Here is a 20115-nt window from a genome sequence, read left to right on the forward strand (position 1 = left end):
TGATTTATGTGATTTTTCCGCCTAAAAAAGGCGTTCAACACGCCTCATTTTTAGAATAATAATCATTCAGGTTGTTCGCCGGGTGTACCCGGCATCAGGAGAGAAGATGGCCAATCATGTTTTGCTCAATAGCGTTGAGCACAAAAACCTTCGAATTATTACCGAACGCGGCGAAAAGTATGGCGACGATACCTGGTACGCCCTAACTTTTCCTAGCGAGTTTCGTACAGCACAAATGTGTTACCCCATTTTTTTCCAGCAAACCCCAGAATCCGGACAGTTCATTGCCGTCACCTTGTTTGGTTTTGAACAAGGTGAAAACCTGTTCTTGAACGGAAATACGTGGGATGCGCCATACATCCCCATGACCATCTTGCGTAAGCCTTTTTTGATTGGCAAACAGCGTGTTGCTCAAGAGGGCATGGACGCTATTCAACGCGTTATCCATATCGACATGGATGACCCGCGGGTTAGCGACACCGAGGGCGAATTATTGTTTGGCGAGTACGGCGGCAATACGCCTTACCTTGACCGCGTCGCCACCATCCTTGAGACGATCCACACCGGCCTTGATGAAATGGACGCGTTCATTGAAGCACTGGTCGAATTTGAGCTGCTAGAGCCCTTTACCCTCGAAGTAACCTTGGTAGACGAAACTACCCACCAATTGGTGGGCTTCCATACCATCAATGAAGACAAGCTAAGAGCGCTCGACGACGCGGCCATTGCAGACCTACATAAACGCCGTTTCTTGGAACCCATTTACATGCAGTTGGCGTCACAAAGTCATATCAACTATCTGGTTACCGAAAAAAACAAGAGGTTGATGAAGTAACTTTTTCGCCTTCACGTTTGGCAATTGAGGCTTGTTCGCATGCAGTCAGATCGTCTCGTGCATACACGGGTTAACGAGTTGGAAGGAATTACTCCGCAAACGCTGGATGAGCGTATTCTAACTTCCACTCAACCTATAGTGCTGAGGGGTTTTGGTTCCGACTGGCCTATTGTCAAAGCCGGGCTGGAATCCGACAAAGCCGCGATCGCCTATTTGAAGCAAGTGTGGAATGGACGGCCCATAACGACCTGCCGCGGCAACCCGGAGACGAAGGGCCGAATCTATTATAACGAGCAGATGACGGGCTTTAACTTTAAGGCTACCAACGGAGATTTTGTAGCCTTTATGGAAGAGATACTGGCCGAGACCAGTACCGCAGCCCCACGCGCACTGTACATGCCCTCTACCGATGTATCGGCTTGGTTTCCGCAGTTCGGCGAGGAGCAACCGGCCGGCCTGGAACACCTTAAACCCATTAAACTGCTATGGGCGGGCAATCGTACTCGAATCGCGGCGCACTACGACTTCCCGGATAACATTGCCTGCTCGGTAGTGGGTAGGCGCCGGTTTACCCTCTTTCCTCCCGACCAGGTCAGCAATTTGTATCCCGGCCCGATGGAATTTGCACCAGGGGGACAGGAAATCAGCATGGTGGATCTTCACGCGCCTGATTTCGAAACATTTCCAAAATTCAAAGAGGCTTTGACACACGCACAAGTGGCAGAGCTGGAACCGGGAGATGCGCTTTTTCTGCCCGGTATGTGGTGGCACCATGTGGACGGACTCGACGATTTAAATGTGCTCTACACCCATTGGTGGCGCAACTCGCCGGGCTTTATGGGGCGACCCACCAATGCTTTGTTGTTGGGCATCCTGAGTTTACGCGGCTTGTCATACGAACAGCGCCAAGCCTGGCGGGCGCTGTTTGATCACTTCGTGTTTAATCCAGACCCCGATGACATTCAGAATATTCCCGAAGAAGTCCAGGGTATGCTCAAACTGCCCATGGATGAACTGAGCGCACGCAAGTTACGTGCTGATTTACTAAACCGTTTAAAAGTATAAGCTGAGGTGCCGTGGTGGAGTCTTCGCAAAAGATAAACCGTATCGTGATTGCCGGTGGCGGCACCGCTGGCTGGATGGCCGCCGCAGCCATTTCCAAACTGATGGGTAAACACCTGACGGTTACCTTGGTGGAGTCTGATGAAATCGCCACCGTAGGCGTCGGCGAAGCCACCATCCCTACTCTGCATATTTTTCACCGCTTGTTAGGCATTCGTGAATCCGAATTCATGGCCGCCACCAACGCTACCTTTAAGCTGGGCATTTCCTTCGAGAATTGGCGGGATGTAGACAAAAACTACATTCACTCGTTTGGCTTTTTGGGGCAAGACTGCTGGGCGGCACAGTTCCATCATTTCTGGGTAAAAGGTCTGCGAAAAGGCTTCAGTGAGGATATTGGTGAGTACTGCAAGGAGCACCTCGCCTGTCGGCAAGGGCGCTTTGCGGTCGCGCCCAATCAAGAGCTGAACCACGCCTACCATCTGGATGCCACTCGTTACGCGGCCTATTTACGCAAGCTGGCCGAGGCCTTTAACGTCAAGCGGGTGGAGGGAAAGATTACCCGCGTTAATCTGCATGAAGATACCGGTTTTATTACCTCGCTCAATTTGGAAGATGGCCAACTGATCGAAGGCGATCTGTTTATCGATTGCACCGGCTTTCGTGCGCTGTTAATCGAAAAAGCACTGCACACTGGCTACGATGATTGGTCCCATTGGCTACCCATGAACCGCGCTGTCGCCATGCAGACCACCTCTCAAGATGAGGAGCATGTGCCCTACACCCGCGCTATCGCCCACGACAGTGGCTGGCAATGGCGCATTCCCCTGCAAACGCGGACCGGTAATGGACTTGTCTATTGCGATCGCTACATGTCAGACGACGAAGCCATAGCGACACTGCAAAAAAACGTTCTGGGCGAGCCCATCAATCAGCCGCGAGTGATCCGCTTTCTCACGGGCACACGCCGCAAGCACTGGAATAAGAACTGCGTGGCCTTGGGTTTGAGCAGTGGCTTTATTGAACCACTGGAATCCACCAGTATTCATTTGATTCAGCGCGGCATTATCAAACTCCTACAGCTGTTTCCCTCCGAGTCAATTGTCCAGGCCAATGTCGACGAGTTTAACTCACAAACGCGAGTTGAGATGGAGAACATCCGGGACTTTATCGTCGCTCACTATCATGTGACTGACCGGAAAGACGCGCCGTTTTGGCGCCACTGCCGCTCCATGACGATTCCGGATTCCCTGCGGCATCGGCTGGAGCTGGTCACACAAAGCGGGCAGTTTTTCAAGAAGGATGAAGAATTGTTTAACACGGCGTCCTGGTTCCAGGTCCTCCTGGGGCAGGGGTTACTCCCTCAACAATATCACCCGATTGTTGATTTCATGAGTGACGACGAGCTGAAACAGTTCCTCGAAAATATAAAAAGCTCAACGCAATCAGCCGTTGCCAAGTGGCCGAATCATATGGATTTTATCCGCAGCTATTGCCAAACGGATGATATGCCAATGAAGGCGAAGGCTACCTAGGTTGTGAACATGCCACCCAATAGCAACACAACGTCGGCGTTCGCCATCAATCCAACGCCCACTATACAGGTGGACTATTTAGGTCCGGACCGAGTCCCCTTGATCCAAATTGACAATGTCACTATTGACCAAGGTCAGTCCTTAGTGGCACATGCGCTTAAGGCCCAGTTTGAGCCCGAAGCGAGCTTTATGTATCCGGGTGTCAGGGCACCACTGCCCACGGACTATGTTATTGAAGTGCTCCGGCCAGCAATTGGCGGGCTTTACCAGCTTTACAACATCCCCAAAGATAAACAGCTTCGGCCGCAGCAGGCCGCGTTTTCTTTAATTAGCCGTCTTGAAAGCCAATTGAGCTTGATGCAGACCGTGCCCCACTTTGACACGCCGGACCCGCACTTCTTTGCCGTCCTGCACTACTTATCCCCCGGCGAACATGGTAGCACCGGTTTTTTTCAGCACGTCCCCACGGGTTTGTATTCCGTGACTCAGGATACAGAGAAGCACTACTTCGATAGTGTAAAGCAGTATTTTCGCCAACATGGCGAGCCGCCGAAGGACTACATTACGGGGAGCTCTGGCCAGTTCAAGCTGTACCATCAGGTCGACTACAAGCCTAACCGTCTCGTGATTTACCCTGGCAATCTCCTGCACTCTACACTGGTCAAAAAAGATCGGGATATCAGTGCGGACCCAGCCAAGGGACGACTAACGGCCAATATCTTTGTGCGTTTCGTTTAACTTCAATTGATAAAAGCGGGTTAACTCGCTGTGGAGAGTCCATTGAACAACCAGCAAGTGAAAAAAGTGGTAATAGCCGGCGGCGGCACCGCGGGCTGGATTACGGCGGCACTCTTATCCCGAGTCATGGGCAAGACGCTCGATATCACGCTGATTGAGTCCGATTCAATTCCGACTGTTGGCGTCGGTGAAGCCACCATTCCGCCCCTGCAAACTCTGCATGACATTCTGGGGATCGACGAGAAAGCCTTTATGGCGGCGACGAATGCCACCTTCAAGCTGGGCATTGCCTTCGAGAACTGGCACAACGTGGGCCTTGATTACATCCACTCGTTTGGCTTTGCGGGTCGGGATAGCTGGGTATGTAAATTTTTCAACTACTGGCTGGCCGGCAAGCAACGGGGCATGGTGACTGAGTACGGTGACTACTGCACCGAGCACTTGGCCGCCCGGCAAAATAAGTTCGCCGTTTTGCCGAGAACCGGACTCAACTATGCCTACCATTTTGATGCAGGCCTCTACGCCGGCTATTTACGCAAGCTCAGCGAGCCTTGGGGTGTTAAGCGCCATGAAGGAGAAATTACCTCCGTTAAGTTGCGGGAATCTGATGGGTTTATAGAGTCATTGCAATTGGCGCGGGGGGAGGTAATCGAGGGCGATCTCTTTATTGATTGCACGGGCTTCCGGGCATTGCTGATCGGCGACGCCCTGGGGACTGGCTATAAAGACTGGAGCCATTGGTTGCCCTGTGACAGAGCTCTGGCTGTGCAAACCGAATCCGTAGCACCGCCTATTCCTTACACTCGCTCTATTGCCCATGGCAGTGGCTGGCAGTGGCGCATCCCACTACAGCACCGCGTTGGCAACGGTTTGGTTTACAGCAGCGGTTACATGGGGGATGACGAGGCACACTCACTTTTGTTGGGGAACCTTGAAGGTAAACCCATTACCGAGCCAAAACCTATTCGCTTTAGAACAGGTACTAGAACCCATCACTGGCAAAAGAACTGTATTGCCGTGGGTCTGTCCAGTGGCTTTCTTGAGCCTTTGGAGTCGACCAGCATCCATTTGATTCAACGCGCCGTTCACTACCTTATTAAGTTTTTCCCGGCGGACACCATTCGTCAACTTGACATAGATGAATATAACCGACAGCTAAGCACCGAAATTGAGTACATCCGAGACTTCATAATCTTGCATTACAAGGTCACCGAGCGTAACGATACCGATTTTTGGAACTACTGCCGAACCATGTCTGTACCGGATTCACTGGCAAGCCGTATAGAGCTTTTCAAAGAGACGGGCAGGATATTCAAGCATGGGCTCGAGCTCTTTGGAGAGGAGTCATGGATTCAAGTGATGATTGGTCAAGGCTTGATGCCGAAGCTGCCCCACGCAGTCACCAGCGAGATGAATGACGACGAACTGTCGAACTTTTTGTCCGGCATTAAAGAGAAGGTCAACAAAGATCTCGCCTCTCTGCCCATACATTCTGACTTCATTAATTATTACTGTAGATCTGCTACCGCAAAATCCGGCATGAGCACCGATAAGGCCTGAAGAGTTTGCTATGCAGGAAATAACGCTATCATCAGCGCTGAACTGGTCCGTCGAACGAATTGGCAATGAAAAAACGCCAATCGTTATCGTGGACGACGTGCTAGACGACGTCGATGCGCTTGTGAAATTGGCCCTCGATCAAACAACCTTTAAGGCCGACGAAGTCAGCGCCTACCCAGGCATTAAGTCAGAGCTGCCCACGGAGTTCTATGACGCAATCAAGACGGTGTGCTCACCCTTGCTGTATCGCCAGTATGCTGTGCCCGCAACTCTGACGGAGAAAGTGATCGAGCGTTTTTTCTCTGTCGTTACCCGACAGCCAGAGGACTTGGCTTTATTGCAGCGAGTTCCTCACTACGACAGCCACGAGCGATTTTTCTTCGCCATGCTCTACTATATGACAGATGGCCCCTTTGGCGGCACGGGGTTCTTTCGCCATCGCCCGACAGGGTTCGAACGAATCTCAGTGGCGCGTCGTGGCGAGTATATCGCCGCCGCACAATCCTACATGCAAGAAAACGGATTGCCAGAATCCTCCTACATGCAGGGTAGCGATGACCATTATGAGTTAATTGGAAAGGTTGACCACCGCCCAAATCGGTTGGTGATTTACCCAGGCAATTTATTGCATTCCGGTCTAATAGATCCTACTCGAGATATTCAATCCAACCCCGCAAACGGCCGCTTAACCGCCAATGTGTTTATTGAATTTTGTTAATGCACCCATGAGAGATGATCATGACCAACCCCGTTAAGCGCGTTGTCATATTAGGCGGAGGTACCGCCGGATGGATTACGGCAGGATTGATTGCCGCAGATCATCCACCCGGTTTTGACGATTCTGTTCAGGTTACCCTCATTGAATCCCCCGACGTGGGCCCCATCGGTGTCGGTGAAGGCACCTGGCCTACAATGCGAGAAACTCTCAAGCGCATTGGCTTGCCAGAAAGCGATTTTATTGCCTCCTGCGAAGCGTCCTTTAAGCAAGGTTCCAAGTTTATCGGCTGGGCGAATGGTGAGCTGGGCGACCAGTACTATCATCCTTTCATGCTGCCCGAAGGTTACCATGACTTTCCCGTGGCTGATGTTTGGCAAAGACTGCCCACCGACAAGCCCTTCGCCGAGGTAATGGGCGCCCAACCCCATGTGTGCGAGCGGGCTTTAGCACCTAAGCAAATCACTACGCCCGATTACGAGGGCGTTTTTAACTACGGCTATCACTTAAATGCCGGTCTTTTTGGGGAGCGCCTCAAACAGCATTGCACGAATAAATTAGGCGTGCGTTTTATTTCCGATCACGTCACCGGGATAAATGGCGATAAGCACAGCGATATCGAAGGCCTGCATACCCGAGAGCACGGTCTCCTAGAGGGTGACTTGTTTATCGACTGTTCGGGATCTAAGGCACTGCTGATTGGGGAACACTATGGGGTGCCCTTTCGATCCCAATCCCATATCTTGTTCAATGATCGGGCCTTGGCGGTGCAAGTGCCCTACGCCACCGACGATGCCGATATCGCCTCGGCCACCTTGTCCACCGCCCAGGACGTTGGCTGGATTTGGGATATTGGCCTACCCAGCCGTCGCGGTGTCGGCTATGTGTTCGCCAGTGGTTATACCGACGAAGACCAGGCAAGAGTATGCCTAGACCAATACTTACGGGCTAGCGTGGATACGGCCACCGCCGATTCACTGGAGCCGCGCTTGATCAGCTTTGAACCAGGCTACCGCCAGGTCTTTTGGCAGCACAACTGTGTAGCTGTTGGTATGGCTTCGGGCTTTTTGGAGCCGCTGGAGGCCTCGGCCTTGGCGCTGGTGGAGCTGTCAGCCAAAATGATCAGCGATGAACTGCCAATGACCCGGGCAACCATGGGCGTGGTAGCCAAGCGTTTTAATGAACGCTTCCATTACCGGTGGAACCGCATCATTGAATTTTTGAAGTTGCACTATGTGTTGAGCCAGCGCCCAGGCGCCTATTGGCAGGATAACCGCGACGCTGACAGCATCCCCCAGTCACTAACGGAATTGTTAAGCCTCTGGCAGCAGCGTACACCGAACCGTAACGATTTCTATCATGTGGATGAAGTATTTCCGGCGGCCAGCTACTGGTATGTGCTCTATGGCATGGGTTTTAAACCCGAGGTTTTGTTCGGCTCACGGGGTGCGCGCGACTACGCTGCGGCACGTTCGACCTTCGAGCAAGTGCTCAAGCGCCTGCCGCAATATCTGCAGGCCATGCCCACCAACCGCCGGTTAATCAAACAAATCTTAGCGCAAGCGGCTCCGACGCCCTAGCAGTCTGAATTTAGTTGCGGGTATTTGAGAGCGTAGAACCTGTAAGCCCAACTGATGAAACATGCTGTGCGTGGCTTTGGTTAGCCCAGGTTTCGAATGCCGCCGCGGTAATGGGTTTGCTGTAGTAATACCCCTGCGCCGCTTCGCAATCATTGCTGGTGAGAAAATCCACGGCCGCCTGGTCTTCAACGCCCTCCGCTATCACTCGCAGCTTCAAGCTCTGGCCCATGCGGATTACCGCTTGAACGATCGCGGCCTTGTTGGCATCCAAAGAAATATCGTGCACGAAGCTCTGATCAATCTTTAACTCGTCCACAGGGAGATCTTTTAAGTAACTCAGGGACGAATACCCGGTGCCAAAGTCGTCTACGGCAATCCGGACGCCCAGCTCTTTAAGTGCCCGGATATGATCCTTCGCGCCGGCCACATCGCTCATAATAATGGATTCTGTCAGCTCCAGTTGAAGCTGGTCAGGCGACATATGGTATTGGTGCAGTAGCTGTTCAACACGTTTCTGGAAGCGATCAGACCGAAGCTGAGTCATGGAAACATTTACCGATATCCGGATAGGCGCTTGCCCCCCATCACTCCAGGCCTTCGCCTGCCGGCAGGCCTCCTCCAGAACCCAGTCCCCGATAGACATCATTAAGTGACCACTTTGTTCCGCTACCGGAATAAACCGATCGGGCGGAATTAGGCCTTTCTGCGGATGCTTCCATCTCAGCAGCGCCTCAGCGCCTATGATGCGCCCGGAGTTCAAGGCAATCTGCGGCTGGAAGCACAAAGACAGTTGATGTTCCGCAATGGCCCTGCGCAGATCGGCTTCTAAGTGGAAGCGCTCGATGGCCCGTTCGTTCATTTCCTGCGCAAAGTATTGAATGTTATCCCGGCCGCACGCCTTGGCCTGATACATAGCTACATCGGCGTGCTTGACCAGGGTGTCGGCATCTCGCCCGTCTTCCGGATACACGCTAACACCGATACTGACAGATACGTCAATGGTATCCTGGCCCAACACGAACGGTGCGCGAAGGTGTCGCGCCACCTTAAGGCTCACGTCGCCCAGATACTTCAGCGGCTCAAAGCCCGTAAGGAGAATCGCGAATTCGTCCCCCCCCAGTCGACTGACCGTATCGGTACGCCTCACTGAATGCTGCAGTCGCTTTGCGACCTGCCTGAGTAGCTCATCCCCAACGGTATGCCCCAGCATGTCGTTGACGTCCTTGAACATATCCAGATCCAGGTACAGCAACGCCAGTCGGCCCTTCTCGCGTTCGGCAATGACGAGCGCCTTTTCCAGTTCTGCGTACAACAGTGCCCGATTGGGCAGGCCTGTGAGCGGGTCGTGACTGGCCTGATACGTTAGTTCTGACGTCAAGGCGCGAATGGTGCTCATGTCCCGGACTGTGGTCACCGCACCCAGTCCCTCGCCCTTGTCGTTGCACAAGGGCGCCGTTAATTCCTCCACTGGCAGTAATTCACCAGTACGTCTCTTCAAAAGTACTTCGGCTTCATTACCTGCCAGCTCTCTGTCAGAGTTCAAGGTCTGAGATGCACGGGAAGACAGCTCCTGAACGGTGATTAACACATCACCCACGGGCTGCCCTAAGGCCTCTTCCTGCGACCAGCCGGTTACCCTCTCCGCAGCGGGATTAAAGTACGTGATGCGGCCATTGACATCGGTACTCACTACCGCGTCACCAATGCTCCTCAGCGTAACCTGCAACTGCTCACGCTCAGCCTTAAGTTCACTGTTCGCCTTAGCCACAAACGTTATCACTGACTGCACAATGGCTTGATCCAATGCCTCGTTGACAAGCACCAACTCACCGCTGCTCAGTTCGCCGACACGGGGCACAAGTTTTTGCAGAATCACCGTACGCAAGAAGGCGTATTCCCGAGTTACTTCTTCCAGAGAAAAGCGCTGACTCCACCGGTACTGTGCATGCCCTTCAGGTCCATCGCTGGAAATTTTGACTTTCGAGGGATCCCCCTGGGCTTTTTCAGCGACATCCGCCAAATTCTTCAATATGCCAGGAATATTATTGCGAAGATCTTTCTGCGATAGGCCATCGGCGGACTCGAGCAATCGACGGTCCATGCTCTCCCACTCCGCGAGGATGGCCTCGTGTTCATGGCGTAAAAATTCATGCAACTGAAGAGAGTGCCTAAGCATATTAAGAGTCCATCACGGAAGAGAGGTTCAGAGAACAGATCAAGTTCTCTTTGCTAGAAGTTTGGCATTCGACAACCCGCTAAGTTGCACTAGGAGTGGACTAGTTTATAGATTTTTGTATCAGTACGGCAACTTCGATAAGTATTTTATTGTCCGAGCCTGAGAGTACAAATCGGCGATCACCACACAGTGAGTCTGGTCGTTGCACCGATAGCCACTTAATGGCGGTTTACCCTTCGATCTTTTCTCGCTATGTGGCAGCCGCCACCCCGACTGTACGGGACGCCAACCTCAAGGTTTATGCTTCCCTGCTCTGTGCCGTCAGGCGGTGCACCGCCCGACCTCTCGTATCATTGGGAGACAAGAAATGCCAAAGACCGTGCACTTAGCGGATTTTATCCGGACAGAAATGGAACCGATTCTTCAGGATTGGGAAGAATTTGCCAAAACCATTTTTCGGACGAATCGTTTAGGTAAGGCCGATCTGCGTGATCACGCCAGGGATATGCTTCTGGAGATTGCCGACGATCTGGACGCCTGCCAGAGCGATTCTGAAAAAATCGCCAATTCGAGAGGCTGTGGGCCAAGACAAGAGGAGGAGTCTTGGGCGGAGATACACGGCAGCGACCGACACTCCAGCGGCTTTAGCATCATGGAGACAATATCGGAGTTTCGCGCCCTGCGCGCGAGCGTAGTGTCACGCTGGACCGCAGATTATCCAACCGCCTCAAAGCAACAGCTTGACGACCTTACCCGCTTCCATGAAGCCATAGATCAGTCTGTGGCGGAATCATTGGAGCAGTACGCCACCGAGAAAGAAATGGAAACTCGGCTGTTCGGCGCCATTTTGTTTGCGTCACCTGATCCGATTTATGTGCTGGACCTAAAGGGAAGGATTGTTTATGCCAACAAGGCCACCGCGGATCTTTTTGCGTTAGATGCTAAGGAGATCATCGGAAAAACGGCCTTTGACCTTGGGTTTTCGTTCGCCTCGGACTTTCAGCGAAATCTTGAAAAAGTGATTACTGACCACTCCACGCACCGAGGAAAAATCAGGTACACCTTTGCTTCCAGTCAGGGCGAACGGTTCGACTACCTTTTTGCGCCCGTGCTGGACGAGAAGAACAACACCGAAGCGGCCGTGTGCATTTTTCGCGACGTAACTGAACAGGCGATTGCTGAAGAAAAAGTATGGCATAGCGCTCACCACGATCTTCTCACCAGGCTGCCGAATCGTCGCCTGTTTCTTGATCGCTTGGAGCAGGAGATCAAACATTCAAAGCGCACTGGCCAGTCACTTTCCGTCCTCTTCATGGATCTTGATGGCTTTAAGAGTGTTAATGATACGTTGGGGCATGAAGCGGGGGACTTGCTACTAGTGCAGGTGGCTGAGCGGCTGAACCATTGCGTCCGAGAGGAGGATACGGTTGCCCGTTTGGGGGGCGATGAGTTTACCGTGATTCTCACTGGGGCAAAAAATCACCAAGATGTCGAGCATGTAGCGCAGAATATTATAGACTCGCTTGCTCAACCATTTAAGGTCGCCCAACAATCTGTCAAGGTTTCTGCCAGCATTGGCACCACCTTTTTCCCCAAAGACGCATCCTCTCCTATCGCTCTACTCGAGGCCGCCGATCGCGCCATGTATCAGGCCAAACAAGCTGGCTCAAATCGGATGTGTTTTTACGGGACCACTCATCAACCAAGCAGACCTTCGGCCTAGCCGAGCCGACAAGACCGACACCCAAAGAAGGTTTTGGTTTAACAGGGCAACTTCGACGATCAACCTATGTCGAAAACAAAGAGTGTGCGTTCCAGCAACGACCAAAGCGAGTTCTATCGCTCGACGCTCCATATAAGGCCCACCACCAAGGCTCATCCCTTTCTGCGCCGGCCAGTCTAGGGGCCATCTTGATCCCATTAAAGGAAGTCAACGAAATGTCAACGAACGTGCGATTAGCTCATTTCATTCGATCCGAGATAGAACCGATTCTGAAAAATTGGGAAGCGTTCGCCAAGACCATCTCCCAAGCAGACGACATGGACAGGGCGGGCCTGCGCGACCACGCCAGGGATATGCTGTTGGAGATTGCCGATGATCTCGACTGTTACCAAAGCGAAGACGAGCAAACTGCCAAATCCAAAGGCTGCGGACCAGAGGGTGAGGAGGAATCCTGGGCGGAAGTACACGGCGGCGAGCGACACGACAGCGGCTTTAGTGTTATGGACACTGTATCGGAGTTTCGCGCCCTACGTGCGAGCGTGGTGTCACTCTGGACGAGCGAATACCCAACAGTAACAGGACAACAGCTTGAAGACCTTACCCGGTTCCATGAAGCCATAGACCAGGCCGTGGCGGAATCGCTAGAGTACTATACCACTGAAAAAGAGATGGAAACTCGACTGTTCGGCGCCATTTTGCTCGCTTCGCCTGATCCGATTTTTGTCATGAATTTGGACGGAGGGATTATTTATACGAATAGAGCCACTGCTGAACTTTTTGCGCTTAGTCCACCGGATATCATTGGAAAATCCACGATCGACCTAGGCTTTTCGTTTGCCTCTGACTTCCAGAGCAACCTTAAAAGAGTCATTACCGACCAATCCACTTACCGAGGCAAATTTCATCATAGGTTCGCGTCTGGTCAGGGTGAACGGTTCGAATACCTACTTGCGCCCGTGCTAGATGAGCGGAAAAACACCGAAGCGACGGTGTGCATCCTCCGGGATGAGACTGAACGAGCGCTCGCGGAAGAAAAAGTATGGCACAATGCTCATCACGACCTACTTACCGGGCTGCCCAATCGGCGACTGTTCCAGGATCGCCTTGAGCAGGAAGTCAAACACGCAAAGCGCAGCAACCAGCCCATTTCCGTACTGTTTATGGACCTTGATGGATTTAAGTACGTGAACGATACGCTCGGCCATGACGCCGGGGACCTGTTGCTGACTGAAGTGGCCGGGCGCTTGACTGAGTGCGTCCGCGAGGAGGATACGGTTGCCCGACTGGGTGGCGATGAATTCACCGTGATACTCACCGGGGCCGACCGGCGCGAGGATGTTGAGCTTGTGGCACACACCATTATTGAGGCCCTGGCACAACCATTTCAGGTCGCGCAAAGTTCTGTCCGAATTTCGGTCAGCGTGGGCATCGCCTTCTACCCCCAGGATGCTTCTTCTCCTGAGGCGCTGGTGGAAGACGCTGACCAGGCGATGTATAAGGCCAAAAAATCCGGCTCTAACCGAATGTATTTTTACGACCCGAACGATAAGAAATCACAACATTCGGCCCAGACGTTTCATCGCGCCTAAAGTTTCCGTTTACGCCCCTGGAAGGAACGCCAGCTATGCTCCACCCTAATGTCGCCAGGGCGAACTTCGCCCAGAGGAAAGAAAATGCAAGAAAACGCCATCAATATGACGCCGTTCGAGGATTTTGACTCGGCCAGCCGAGCCGTCCTACGCCAACTTCGTGAGCGACTCGGCTTTGACTTATGGATGATGACACGAACCGAGGGCCATGACTGGATTGTGCTACAAGCGGAGGACTGCAGCTATGGCGTAGCGGACGGCGCTGTTTTTCAGTGGGCAGACAGCTATTGTTCTCGCATGGTGCGGGGGGAAGGGCCAAGAATTGCGCCGAATGCCCTAGAGGTTTCCGCCTACGCAAAAGCGCCCATTAATCAGCAGGTAAAGGTAGGAGCCTACGTCGGGGTACCGGTGTATCGGGACGATGGCTCACTGTTCGGCACTTTATGTGGAATCGATCCAAACCCACAGTTAGAGTCGATCGAAAACGAACTCCCTTTGGTTGAGCTTTTTGCGAGGCTCCTTGGCACCATACTGTCGCACGAACTCAACGCCATCGAGCATGAACGCGTCGCGGAGCGGAGCCAGCGCGAGGCAATGACGGACGTTATGACCGGCCTTCTCAACCGACGAGGCTGGGACGAAGCGGTTGCAACGGAAGAGGCCCGAGCCCGTCGCTACGGCAGCCCCGTAGGCGTTGTCATTCTCGATTTGGACCAGCTAAAGGAAATAAACGACCTGGAGGGGCACGCCAAGGGAGATGAACTGCTATGCCGTGCAGCCCAAGTCCTCAACCACACGGCGAGAAAAAGCGATATTGTTGCACGGCTCGGCGGTGATGAGTTTGGGATTCTGGCCGTCGAATCCGGCGCTACAGAGTTAGATGGTTTATCGGAGCGGCTTCGCGCCTCCCTGGATGAAAGTGGCGTTTTGGCGTCGATAGGCAAAGCCACCCGCGATCCAACGCGAGGTATACTAGACGCCATAGCCGACGCCGACCGCCGCATGTATGAGGAGAAGTCAGTTCGCCAAGCGGCGCGCTGCTCCCCAACTTAGCGCCTCAAGTCTACCCGCTACTCCCCCTGGCATTCCTCCGAAAACCGATTGACAGTCGGTTTTACGTTTGCCAGACTCAAACGCCTCACAGCCCGCCTGGATACTCTTCTATGAATAACCTTCAGGCACCAGCGTTAGGTGACCTTGAGGTGGCCGTACTTGAGGATATCTGGCGCTCAGGTTCCAGCGACACAAAAGCTGTGCACGCCCGCGTGGGCAGCGCACGCGCCATTGCGCTTAACACCGTGCAATCCACGCTTGAGCGTCTGTACCGCAAAGGGTTGCTGCAGCGGGAAAAAATCCGACACGCCTACCAATACTCGGCGGCCGTCTCTCGTCAGGAGCTCATTGGCCGGATGGTGGAAACAACCGTTCAGCGCATCGCTAACCCCGGCTCGGATGAGCTGCTGAAAGCTTATGTTGACCTCACCGCTCGCGGCGGGCCGGATCAACTGGACAAATTGGCGGACCTAATTGCCGAACGGCGCGCTAAGCAGAACTGAATGACACAATAATTACCGGAGAACTGCCATGACACCTCGCCTTACCCTAATCCTTCTGTGCACTATCTTGACGCTGGCGGCGTGCGACCGCGGGCACGATCACAACGGTGACCACGATCACCCACACGAACACACATCAGATTCCGAGGGTGAAACACGAGCCTACTACGGCGATGAGGAACCGGTTTCCATCGAAGCGCTGCCGGACGACCATGATCACGAACATGGGCACGACCACGACCACGACCACGACCACGACCACGACCACGACCACGACCACGACCACGACCACGACCACAGTCATGATCATTGATCCGATGTCCGTATGGCAACGGCCACTATCTCGATTCACCTGGGCCCTGTTGTTCGCGCTCTTGATCTCGGCCTGTAGCGACCACCATCACCACGCAGACTCCCACGAGCATGAGTTGCCCACTCGGGAGATCACTCACTTCACCGATACGGCGGAGCTGTTTCTCGAATTCCAGCCCTTGATCGCCGGTGAGCGAACGGCCCTGGTAGCGCACTTCACCCGGCTGGCCGATTACCGCCCCATTGAACAGGGCCATCTGGATGTAGTGCTCTCTGGCGGCGGTGAACCCATGGAGCGCTTTCGCATCGAGGCCCAACGCGCTCCGGGGATTTTTCGCCCCACCATCGCCCCGCGCGCCGACGGTGAGCGTGAGCTGCGGCTGGTGCTGAGCATCGACGAGCAGGAGATCACCCACGAGCTAGGCACGATCACCGTCCACGCCTCAAAGAGTGACGCTCGCCGTGCGCGCCACCCCAGCGCATCGACGGGCGAAATCGGACTGTATAAAGAACAACAGTGGCGCAGTGATTTTGCCGTTGCCCCGGTGCAGCGCCAACCGCTGCGGAATTCCGTAAGCGCACCGGCCAGAGTGCGCGCGGCTGCCAACGGAGAGTTTGTGGTTACAGCGGTAGTATCTGGGTCAGTGCGTGCCGTTGGTGATTTTCCCGCGCTCGGCGACCCGGTTGAGAAAGGTCAGGTGCTGGCGAACCTAGTGCCTCGCACCGGCGAAGGTATTGATCACGCCTCTTTGGACGCCGAACAGCGGGCCGCGCGCACAGCACTGGAACTGGCGCAGGCGACACTGGCCCGAGTCGAGCAATTGCACGAGCGGGGCGCGGTTTCCACCCAGCACTTGGAAGAGGCGCGCGCCGAACAGGAACTGGCCCAGGCGCGCCTGCGTTCGGCGGAACTGCGTCTTGCTCAACTGGGCAGCGAGGACGGTGGTGCACTGGAGTTGCTGGCGCCGCTGGATGGCATTATTGCCCGGGTGCCGGTGGCCCACGGTGCTGCCGTCGATGCCGGCAGCCACCTGTTTCATATTGTCGATCCGCGCGAGCTGTGGCTGGAAGTGCTGGTCAGCGAGGCCGATGCAGGACGGCTGGATTCCCCCAGCGGCGCGGCCTTTGAGTTGCCCGGTGTGGCCGAGCCTATGACAGTGAACGTTGGCGACAACGCCCAGTTGGTGGGCGTGGGTTCAATGATCGACCCAGTCAGCCGCAGCCTGCCGGTGATCTTTGCGCTGCAAGCGCCCGATCCCCGACTTAAGGTTAACCAGCGGGTGCAGGCGCGCATCTATACCGGTCAATCCCGAGAGGCGCTCTCCATTCCGGCATCCGCCGTGATTCAGGACGGTGGCGAGCCGGTGGTGTACGTGATGGTCAGCGGCGAATCCTTCAGTCGCCGCCCGGTGCGCCTGGGCGCCCGCGACGGCGACCGGTTCGAGGTGTTGGAGGGCCTTGCCGAAGGCGAGCGCATTGTCAGCAAAGGCGCCATGCAGGTTCGCCTGGCCGCCGCCACCCCCGACGCCATGGGCCACGGCCATGCGCATTAACCGGGGGCCGTCCGCATGATCGCACACCTGATCCGCTGGTCACTGGGCCACCGCTTGGTGGTGTTGTTTGTTGCGCTGCTGTTGCTCGCTTGGGGCCTGATGGAAACGCGGCAGATGCCAGTGGATGTATTTCCCGACCTGACCGCTCCGACCGTCACCGTGCTCACCGAAGGGCACGGCATGGCACCGGAGGAAGTGGAAACCCTGATCACCCTACCCTTCGAAACTGCGCTCAATGGCGCCTCCGGCGTGCGCCGGGTACGCTCCCACAACAGCGTGGGGATTTCGATCATCACGGTGGAGTTCGATTGGGAATCGGATATTTTCCAGGCCCGGCAGATCGTGACCGAACGCCTGGCCACCGCGCGCGGTGAACTACCCCCGGGGCTGCCCGAGCCAACCCTGGCGCCGGTCACATCGATCATGGGCGAGGTTATGTTTGTCGCGCTGCAATCGGACCGGCACGACACTATGGATCTGAAGACAACCGCCGACTGGGTGGTGCGCCGGCGCCTGATGGCCCTGCCGGGCGTGGCGGAAGTGATCCCCAACGGCGGCGACACCCGCCAGTTTCAGGTGGTGGCGGACTTCCAACGCCTGGCGGAGTATGAAGTCACCCTTTCGCAACTGATGGCCGCCGTGGCCGGGGGCAATGAAAACACCTCCGCCGGTTTTCATGTCGACAACAATCAGGAATTTCTGATTCGCGGTCTGGGGCGCATCAAACACAGTGACGAAATCGGCGAGATTTTTGTCGCCGAGCGCGGCGGCCGGCCGGTACTGGTACGCGATCTGGCAGACGTGGGCATAGGACCGGCACCCAAACGCGGCACCGCCAGTTACAACAACGAATCCGCCGTGGTGCTCGGCATCCAGAAGCAGCCCGGCGCCAACACCCTGGCCCTGACCCGCAGCCTGGATGAAACCCTTACGGACATTCAGCGCAGCCTGCCCGAGGGCATGACCCTGCACAGCGACCTGTTTCGCCAGGCGGATTTTATCGAGCTGGGCATCAACAATCTGGCCACCGCCCTGCGCGACGGTGCCCTGCTGGTGATCGCCATTGTCTTTGCGTTTCTCGCCAGTGCGCGCGCCACTTTGGTCACCGTCACAGTGATTCCGTTGTCGCTGGTCGCTTCCATCCTGGCCATGAAGGCGGCAGGTATTGGTATCAACACCATGACTCTGGGCGGCATGGTGATCGCTCTAGGTGTGCTGGTGGACGATGCCATTGTGGTGGTGGAAAACATTCTCCGGCGTCTGCGGATCAACGCCTCCAAGCCTGAAGCCGAACGGGACAACACTCTGTCGGTGGTGAACGCCGCCACCCGGGAAGTCCAGGGCGTGGTGGTCTTTGCCACGGTGAGTGTGGTGCTGGTGATGCTGCCGATTTTCTTTTTGGTGGGCGTGGAAGGGCGGCTGATACAACCGCTGGGGTTTGCCTATATTGTTGCCATGTTCGCCTCACTGGTGGTGGCGGTCACGGTGACGCCGGTGCTGTCCTATTGGTTGTTGGGTAAAGGACGCATCCTTCGCCAGACGAAGGAGCCCCGCCTGGCAGCATGGTTCAAGCGCGGCTACGCCCCTCTGCTCACTTTCACCCTGCCGCGCTGGCGCACCCTGGCCGCGATTTCTTTTATCGGGGTGGCCATCACCCTGTTTGCTTTGGCCTCCGCCGGCCGGGCTTTTCTCCCCGACTTTAACGAGGGCAGCCTGACCATCAACGTGGTCACCCTGCCCGGCACCGACCTGGAACTGTCCGATGACCTGGCCGGCCGGGTCGAAGCCATTCTGCTGGAACAGCCGGAGGTGGTGGCCACCGGTCGGCGCACCGGCCGCGCCGAGCGCGACCCCCACGCCCAGGAAATCTATGCCTCTGAAATCGAAGTGACCCTGGCTATGCAGGAACGCAGCCAGGCGCAACTACTGGCCCATCTGCGCGAGCAGTTTTCGGGGATTGCCGGTGCCAATATCACCATCGGCCAACCGATCTCCCACCGCATCGACCATATGCTCTCGGGCACCCGCGCCAATATCGCCATCAAACTCTTTGGCGAAGATCTCTACGACCTGCGCCGCTTCGGTGCGCAGATCGAAGAACAGGTCAGCGCCGTGCCCGGCGCGGTCGATGTCTCGCTGGAACAGCAGGCAGAGATTCCTTTTGTCACCGTCGACTTCGACCGAAGCGCGTTGGCCCGCTACGGCCTGAGCCTGGGCGAGGTCAGCCACCTGATGGAAACCGCTTTTTTCGGCACGGCGGTATCCCGGGTGCTGGAGGGCGACGCCAGTTTTGATCTGGTGGTGCGTCTGCCCGACAGAGCGCGGGACAATATCGACAGCATCCGCGAGCTGCCGGTCACCACTGACAGCGGCGCTCAGATACCCCTGTCGGCTCTGGCCCGAGTGGATTACGACCGAGGCCCCAATCAGATCGGCCGGGAAAACGTTCAACGGCGCATCATCGTCATGGCCAATGTCGCCGGACGCGACCTGACCGGCGTGGTCAATGAAGCGCGCGAGCGCATCCAGGCCAATGTTGATCTGCCCGCGGGTTACTTTGTGGAATACGGCGGACAGTTTGAACAGGCCGAGGCGGCCACGCGCACATTGCTGATGCTCAGCGCCGTGGTGATGGTCGGCATTTTTCTGTTGCTGCATCTGGTGCTGGGCGCCAGCCGGGACGCCCTGCTGGTCATGGTCAACCTGCCCCTGGCCTTGCTCGGCGGTGTGCTGGGCCTGTGGCTGGCCGGCGGTGTGCTCACCGTAGCCACGCTGATCGGCTTTATCACCCTGTTCGGAATCGCTACCCGCAACGGCGTGATGCTCATTGCCCATATGCAACACTTGGCTCAACACGAGGGTGTCACCGATCCCTGGGAGCAGGTGCGCCGGGGCGCTCTGGAGCGCCTGGTCCCCATCACCATGACCGCTCTGGCCACTGCGCTGGCACTAGTGCCGCTGGCCTTGTCCGCCGGCCAGCCCGGCAGCGAGATCCAGGCGCCCATGGCCATCGTCATTCTGTTCGGCCTGCTGAGCTCCACCCTGCTCAACATGATCGTGTTGCCGGCGCTGTATTTGCGCTTTGGAGCGTTGCCGAGCGAGACGCGCCGGTCCAGCGCGGCACTTCAGTCCTGATCAAAACCTAACAGCAAACTTCGTAAACCTAATTGGTGGGTAGTCC

The 20115-nt window shown here is 55.5% G+C and carries 15 protein-coding genes; 14 read left to right on the plus strand and 1 reads right to left on the minus strand.

Annotation, left to right across the window (positions count from 1 at the left end; all coding sequences use genetic code 11):
- Window positions 1–106: 106 nt before the first annotated feature.
- The 7 genes from RBH33_RS04185 to RBH33_RS04215 are packed head-to-tail and all read left to right on the plus strand — an operon-like array spanning window position 107 to window position 8025.
- Complete coding sequence (locus tag RBH33_RS04185) at window positions 107–835, plus strand: SapC family protein (protein ID WP_306730877.1); 729 nt, start codon at window positions 107–109, stop codon at window positions 833–835.
- 39 nt (window positions 836–874) lie between these two features.
- Window positions 875–1900: a cupin-like domain-containing protein gene (locus RBH33_RS04190; RefSeq protein WP_306730878.1), complete on the plus strand. Its 1026-nt coding sequence runs from the start codon at window positions 875–877 to the stop codon at window positions 1898–1900.
- Window positions 1901–1914: 14 nt separating this feature from the next.
- On the plus strand, window positions 1915–3432 hold the full coding sequence (locus tag RBH33_RS04195) for a tryptophan halogenase family protein (protein WP_306730879.1): 1518 nt from the start codon (window positions 1915–1917) through the stop codon (window positions 3430–3432).
- Window positions 3433–3441: 9 nt separating this feature from the next.
- On the plus strand, window positions 3442–4170 hold the full coding sequence (locus tag RBH33_RS04200; protein WP_306730880.1) for a DUF6445 family protein: 729 nt from the start codon (window positions 3442–3444) through the stop codon (window positions 4168–4170).
- Window positions 4171–4212: 42 nt separating this feature from the next.
- Window positions 4213–5730 (plus strand): tryptophan halogenase family protein, encoded by a 1518-nt coding sequence (locus RBH33_RS04205; RefSeq protein ID WP_306730881.1) that lies wholly within the window; start codon window positions 4213–4215, stop codon window positions 5728–5730.
- Window positions 5731–5740: 10 nt separating this feature from the next.
- Window positions 5741–6448, plus strand: a complete 708-nt coding sequence (locus tag RBH33_RS04210) for a DUF6445 family protein (RefSeq protein WP_306730882.1) — start codon at window positions 5741–5743, stop codon at window positions 6446–6448.
- A gap of 20 nt (window positions 6449–6468) precedes the next feature.
- Window positions 6469–8025 (plus strand): tryptophan halogenase family protein, encoded by a 1557-nt coding sequence (locus tag RBH33_RS04215; protein ID WP_306730883.1) that lies wholly within the window; start codon window positions 6469–6471, stop codon window positions 8023–8025.
- 10 nt (window positions 8026–8035) lie between these two features.
- Here RBH33_RS04215 and RBH33_RS04220 read toward each other — a convergent pair whose 3' ends face one another.
- Window positions 8036–10201, minus strand: a complete 2166-nt coding sequence (locus RBH33_RS04220) for an EAL domain-containing protein (protein WP_306730884.1) — start codon at window positions 10199–10201, stop codon at window positions 8036–8038.
- A gap of 367 nt (window positions 10202–10568) precedes the next feature.
- Here RBH33_RS04220 and RBH33_RS04225 point away from each other — a divergent pair, with 367 nt between their 5' ends.
- The 7 genes from RBH33_RS04225 (at window position 10569) to RBH33_RS04255 (ending at window position 20069) form a co-directional block, all read left to right on the plus strand.
- Window positions 10569–11924, plus strand: a complete 1356-nt coding sequence (locus tag RBH33_RS04225; RefSeq protein ID WP_306730885.1) for a diguanylate cyclase domain-containing protein — start codon at window positions 10569–10571, stop codon at window positions 11922–11924.
- A gap of 215 nt (window positions 11925–12139) precedes the next feature.
- Complete coding sequence (locus RBH33_RS04230; RefSeq protein ID WP_306730886.1) at window positions 12140–13513, plus strand: diguanylate cyclase domain-containing protein; 1374 nt, start codon at window positions 12140–12142, stop codon at window positions 13511–13513.
- An 84-nt stretch (window positions 13514–13597) separates the two neighbouring features.
- Window positions 13598–14566 carry a sensor domain-containing diguanylate cyclase gene (locus RBH33_RS04235; RefSeq protein WP_306730887.1) on the plus strand — a complete coding sequence of 323 codons (969 nt, stop codon included), beginning with the start codon at window positions 13598–13600 and terminating at the stop codon, window positions 14564–14566.
- Between the two features lie 110 nt (window positions 14567–14676).
- Window positions 14677–15069, plus strand: a complete 393-nt coding sequence (locus tag RBH33_RS04240) for a BlaI/MecI/CopY family transcriptional regulator (RefSeq protein WP_306730888.1) — start codon at window positions 14677–14679, stop codon at window positions 15067–15069.
- Between the two features lie 28 nt (window positions 15070–15097).
- The gene (locus RBH33_RS04245; protein WP_306730889.1) at window positions 15098–15382 is read left to right on the plus strand and encodes a hypothetical protein; all 285 of its coding nucleotides are present in this window, start codon (window positions 15098–15100) and stop codon (window positions 15380–15382) included.
- Window positions 15372–16934 carry an efflux RND transporter periplasmic adaptor subunit gene (locus tag RBH33_RS04250; RefSeq protein ID WP_306730890.1) on the plus strand — a complete coding sequence of 521 codons (1563 nt, stop codon included), beginning with the start codon at window positions 15372–15374 and terminating at the stop codon, window positions 16932–16934. Before RBH33_RS04245 ends, RBH33_RS04250 begins: the two co-directional genes overlap by 11 nt.
- Before the next feature lie 15 nt (window positions 16935–16949).
- Window positions 16950–20069, plus strand: a complete 3120-nt coding sequence (locus RBH33_RS04255) for an efflux RND transporter permease subunit (RefSeq protein ID WP_306730891.1) — start codon at window positions 16950–16952, stop codon at window positions 20067–20069.
- The last annotated feature ends 46 nt before the right edge of the window (window positions 20070–20115 follow it).

The sequence above is a fragment of the Marinimicrobium hydrolyticum genome, assembly GCF_030848505.1.
Taxonomy (GTDB): domain Bacteria; phylum Pseudomonadota; class Gammaproteobacteria; order Pseudomonadales; family Cellvibrionaceae; genus JAVDDU01.

Excerpts from the sequence above, each read along its gene's own strand:
- RBH33_RS04215 (WP_306730883.1), top strand. The coding sequence starts at position 6,469 with ATGACCAACCCCGTTAAGCGCGTTGTCATATTAGGCGGAGGTACCGCC.
- RBH33_RS04200 (WP_306730880.1), top strand. The coding sequence starts at position 3,442 with ATGCCACCCAATAGCAACACAACGTCGGCGTTCGCCATCAATCCAACG.
- RBH33_RS04190 (WP_306730878.1), top strand. The coding sequence starts at position 875 with ATGCAGTCAGATCGTCTCGTGCATACACGGGTTAACGAGTTGGAAGGA.
- RBH33_RS04250 (WP_306730890.1), top strand. The coding sequence starts at position 15,372 with ATGATCATTGATCCGATGTCCGTATGGCAACGGCCACTATCTCGATTC.
- RBH33_RS04235 (WP_306730887.1), top strand. The coding sequence starts at position 13,598 with ATGCAAGAAAACGCCATCAATATGACGCCGTTCGAGGATTTTGACTCG.
- RBH33_RS04220 (WP_306730884.1), bottom strand. The coding sequence starts at position 10,201 with ATGCTTAGGCACTCTCTTCAGTTGCATGAATTTTTACGCCATGAACAC.
- RBH33_RS04255 (WP_306730891.1), top strand. The coding sequence starts at position 16,950 with ATGATCGCACACCTGATCCGCTGGTCACTGGGCCACCGCTTGGTGGTG.
- RBH33_RS04240 (WP_306730888.1), top strand. The coding sequence starts at position 14,677 with ATGAATAACCTTCAGGCACCAGCGTTAGGTGACCTTGAGGTGGCCGTA.
- RBH33_RS04185 (WP_306730877.1), top strand. The coding sequence starts at position 107 with ATGGCCAATCATGTTTTGCTCAATAGCGTTGAGCACAAAAACCTTCGA.
- RBH33_RS04210 (WP_306730882.1), top strand. The coding sequence starts at position 5,741 with ATGCAGGAAATAACGCTATCATCAGCGCTGAACTGGTCCGTCGAACGA.
- RBH33_RS04230 (WP_306730886.1), top strand. The coding sequence starts at position 12,140 with ATGTCAACGAACGTGCGATTAGCTCATTTCATTCGATCCGAGATAGAA.
- RBH33_RS04225 (WP_306730885.1), top strand. The coding sequence starts at position 10,569 with ATGCCAAAGACCGTGCACTTAGCGGATTTTATCCGGACAGAAATGGAA.
- RBH33_RS04245 (WP_306730889.1), top strand. The coding sequence starts at position 15,098 with ATGACACCTCGCCTTACCCTAATCCTTCTGTGCACTATCTTGACGCTG.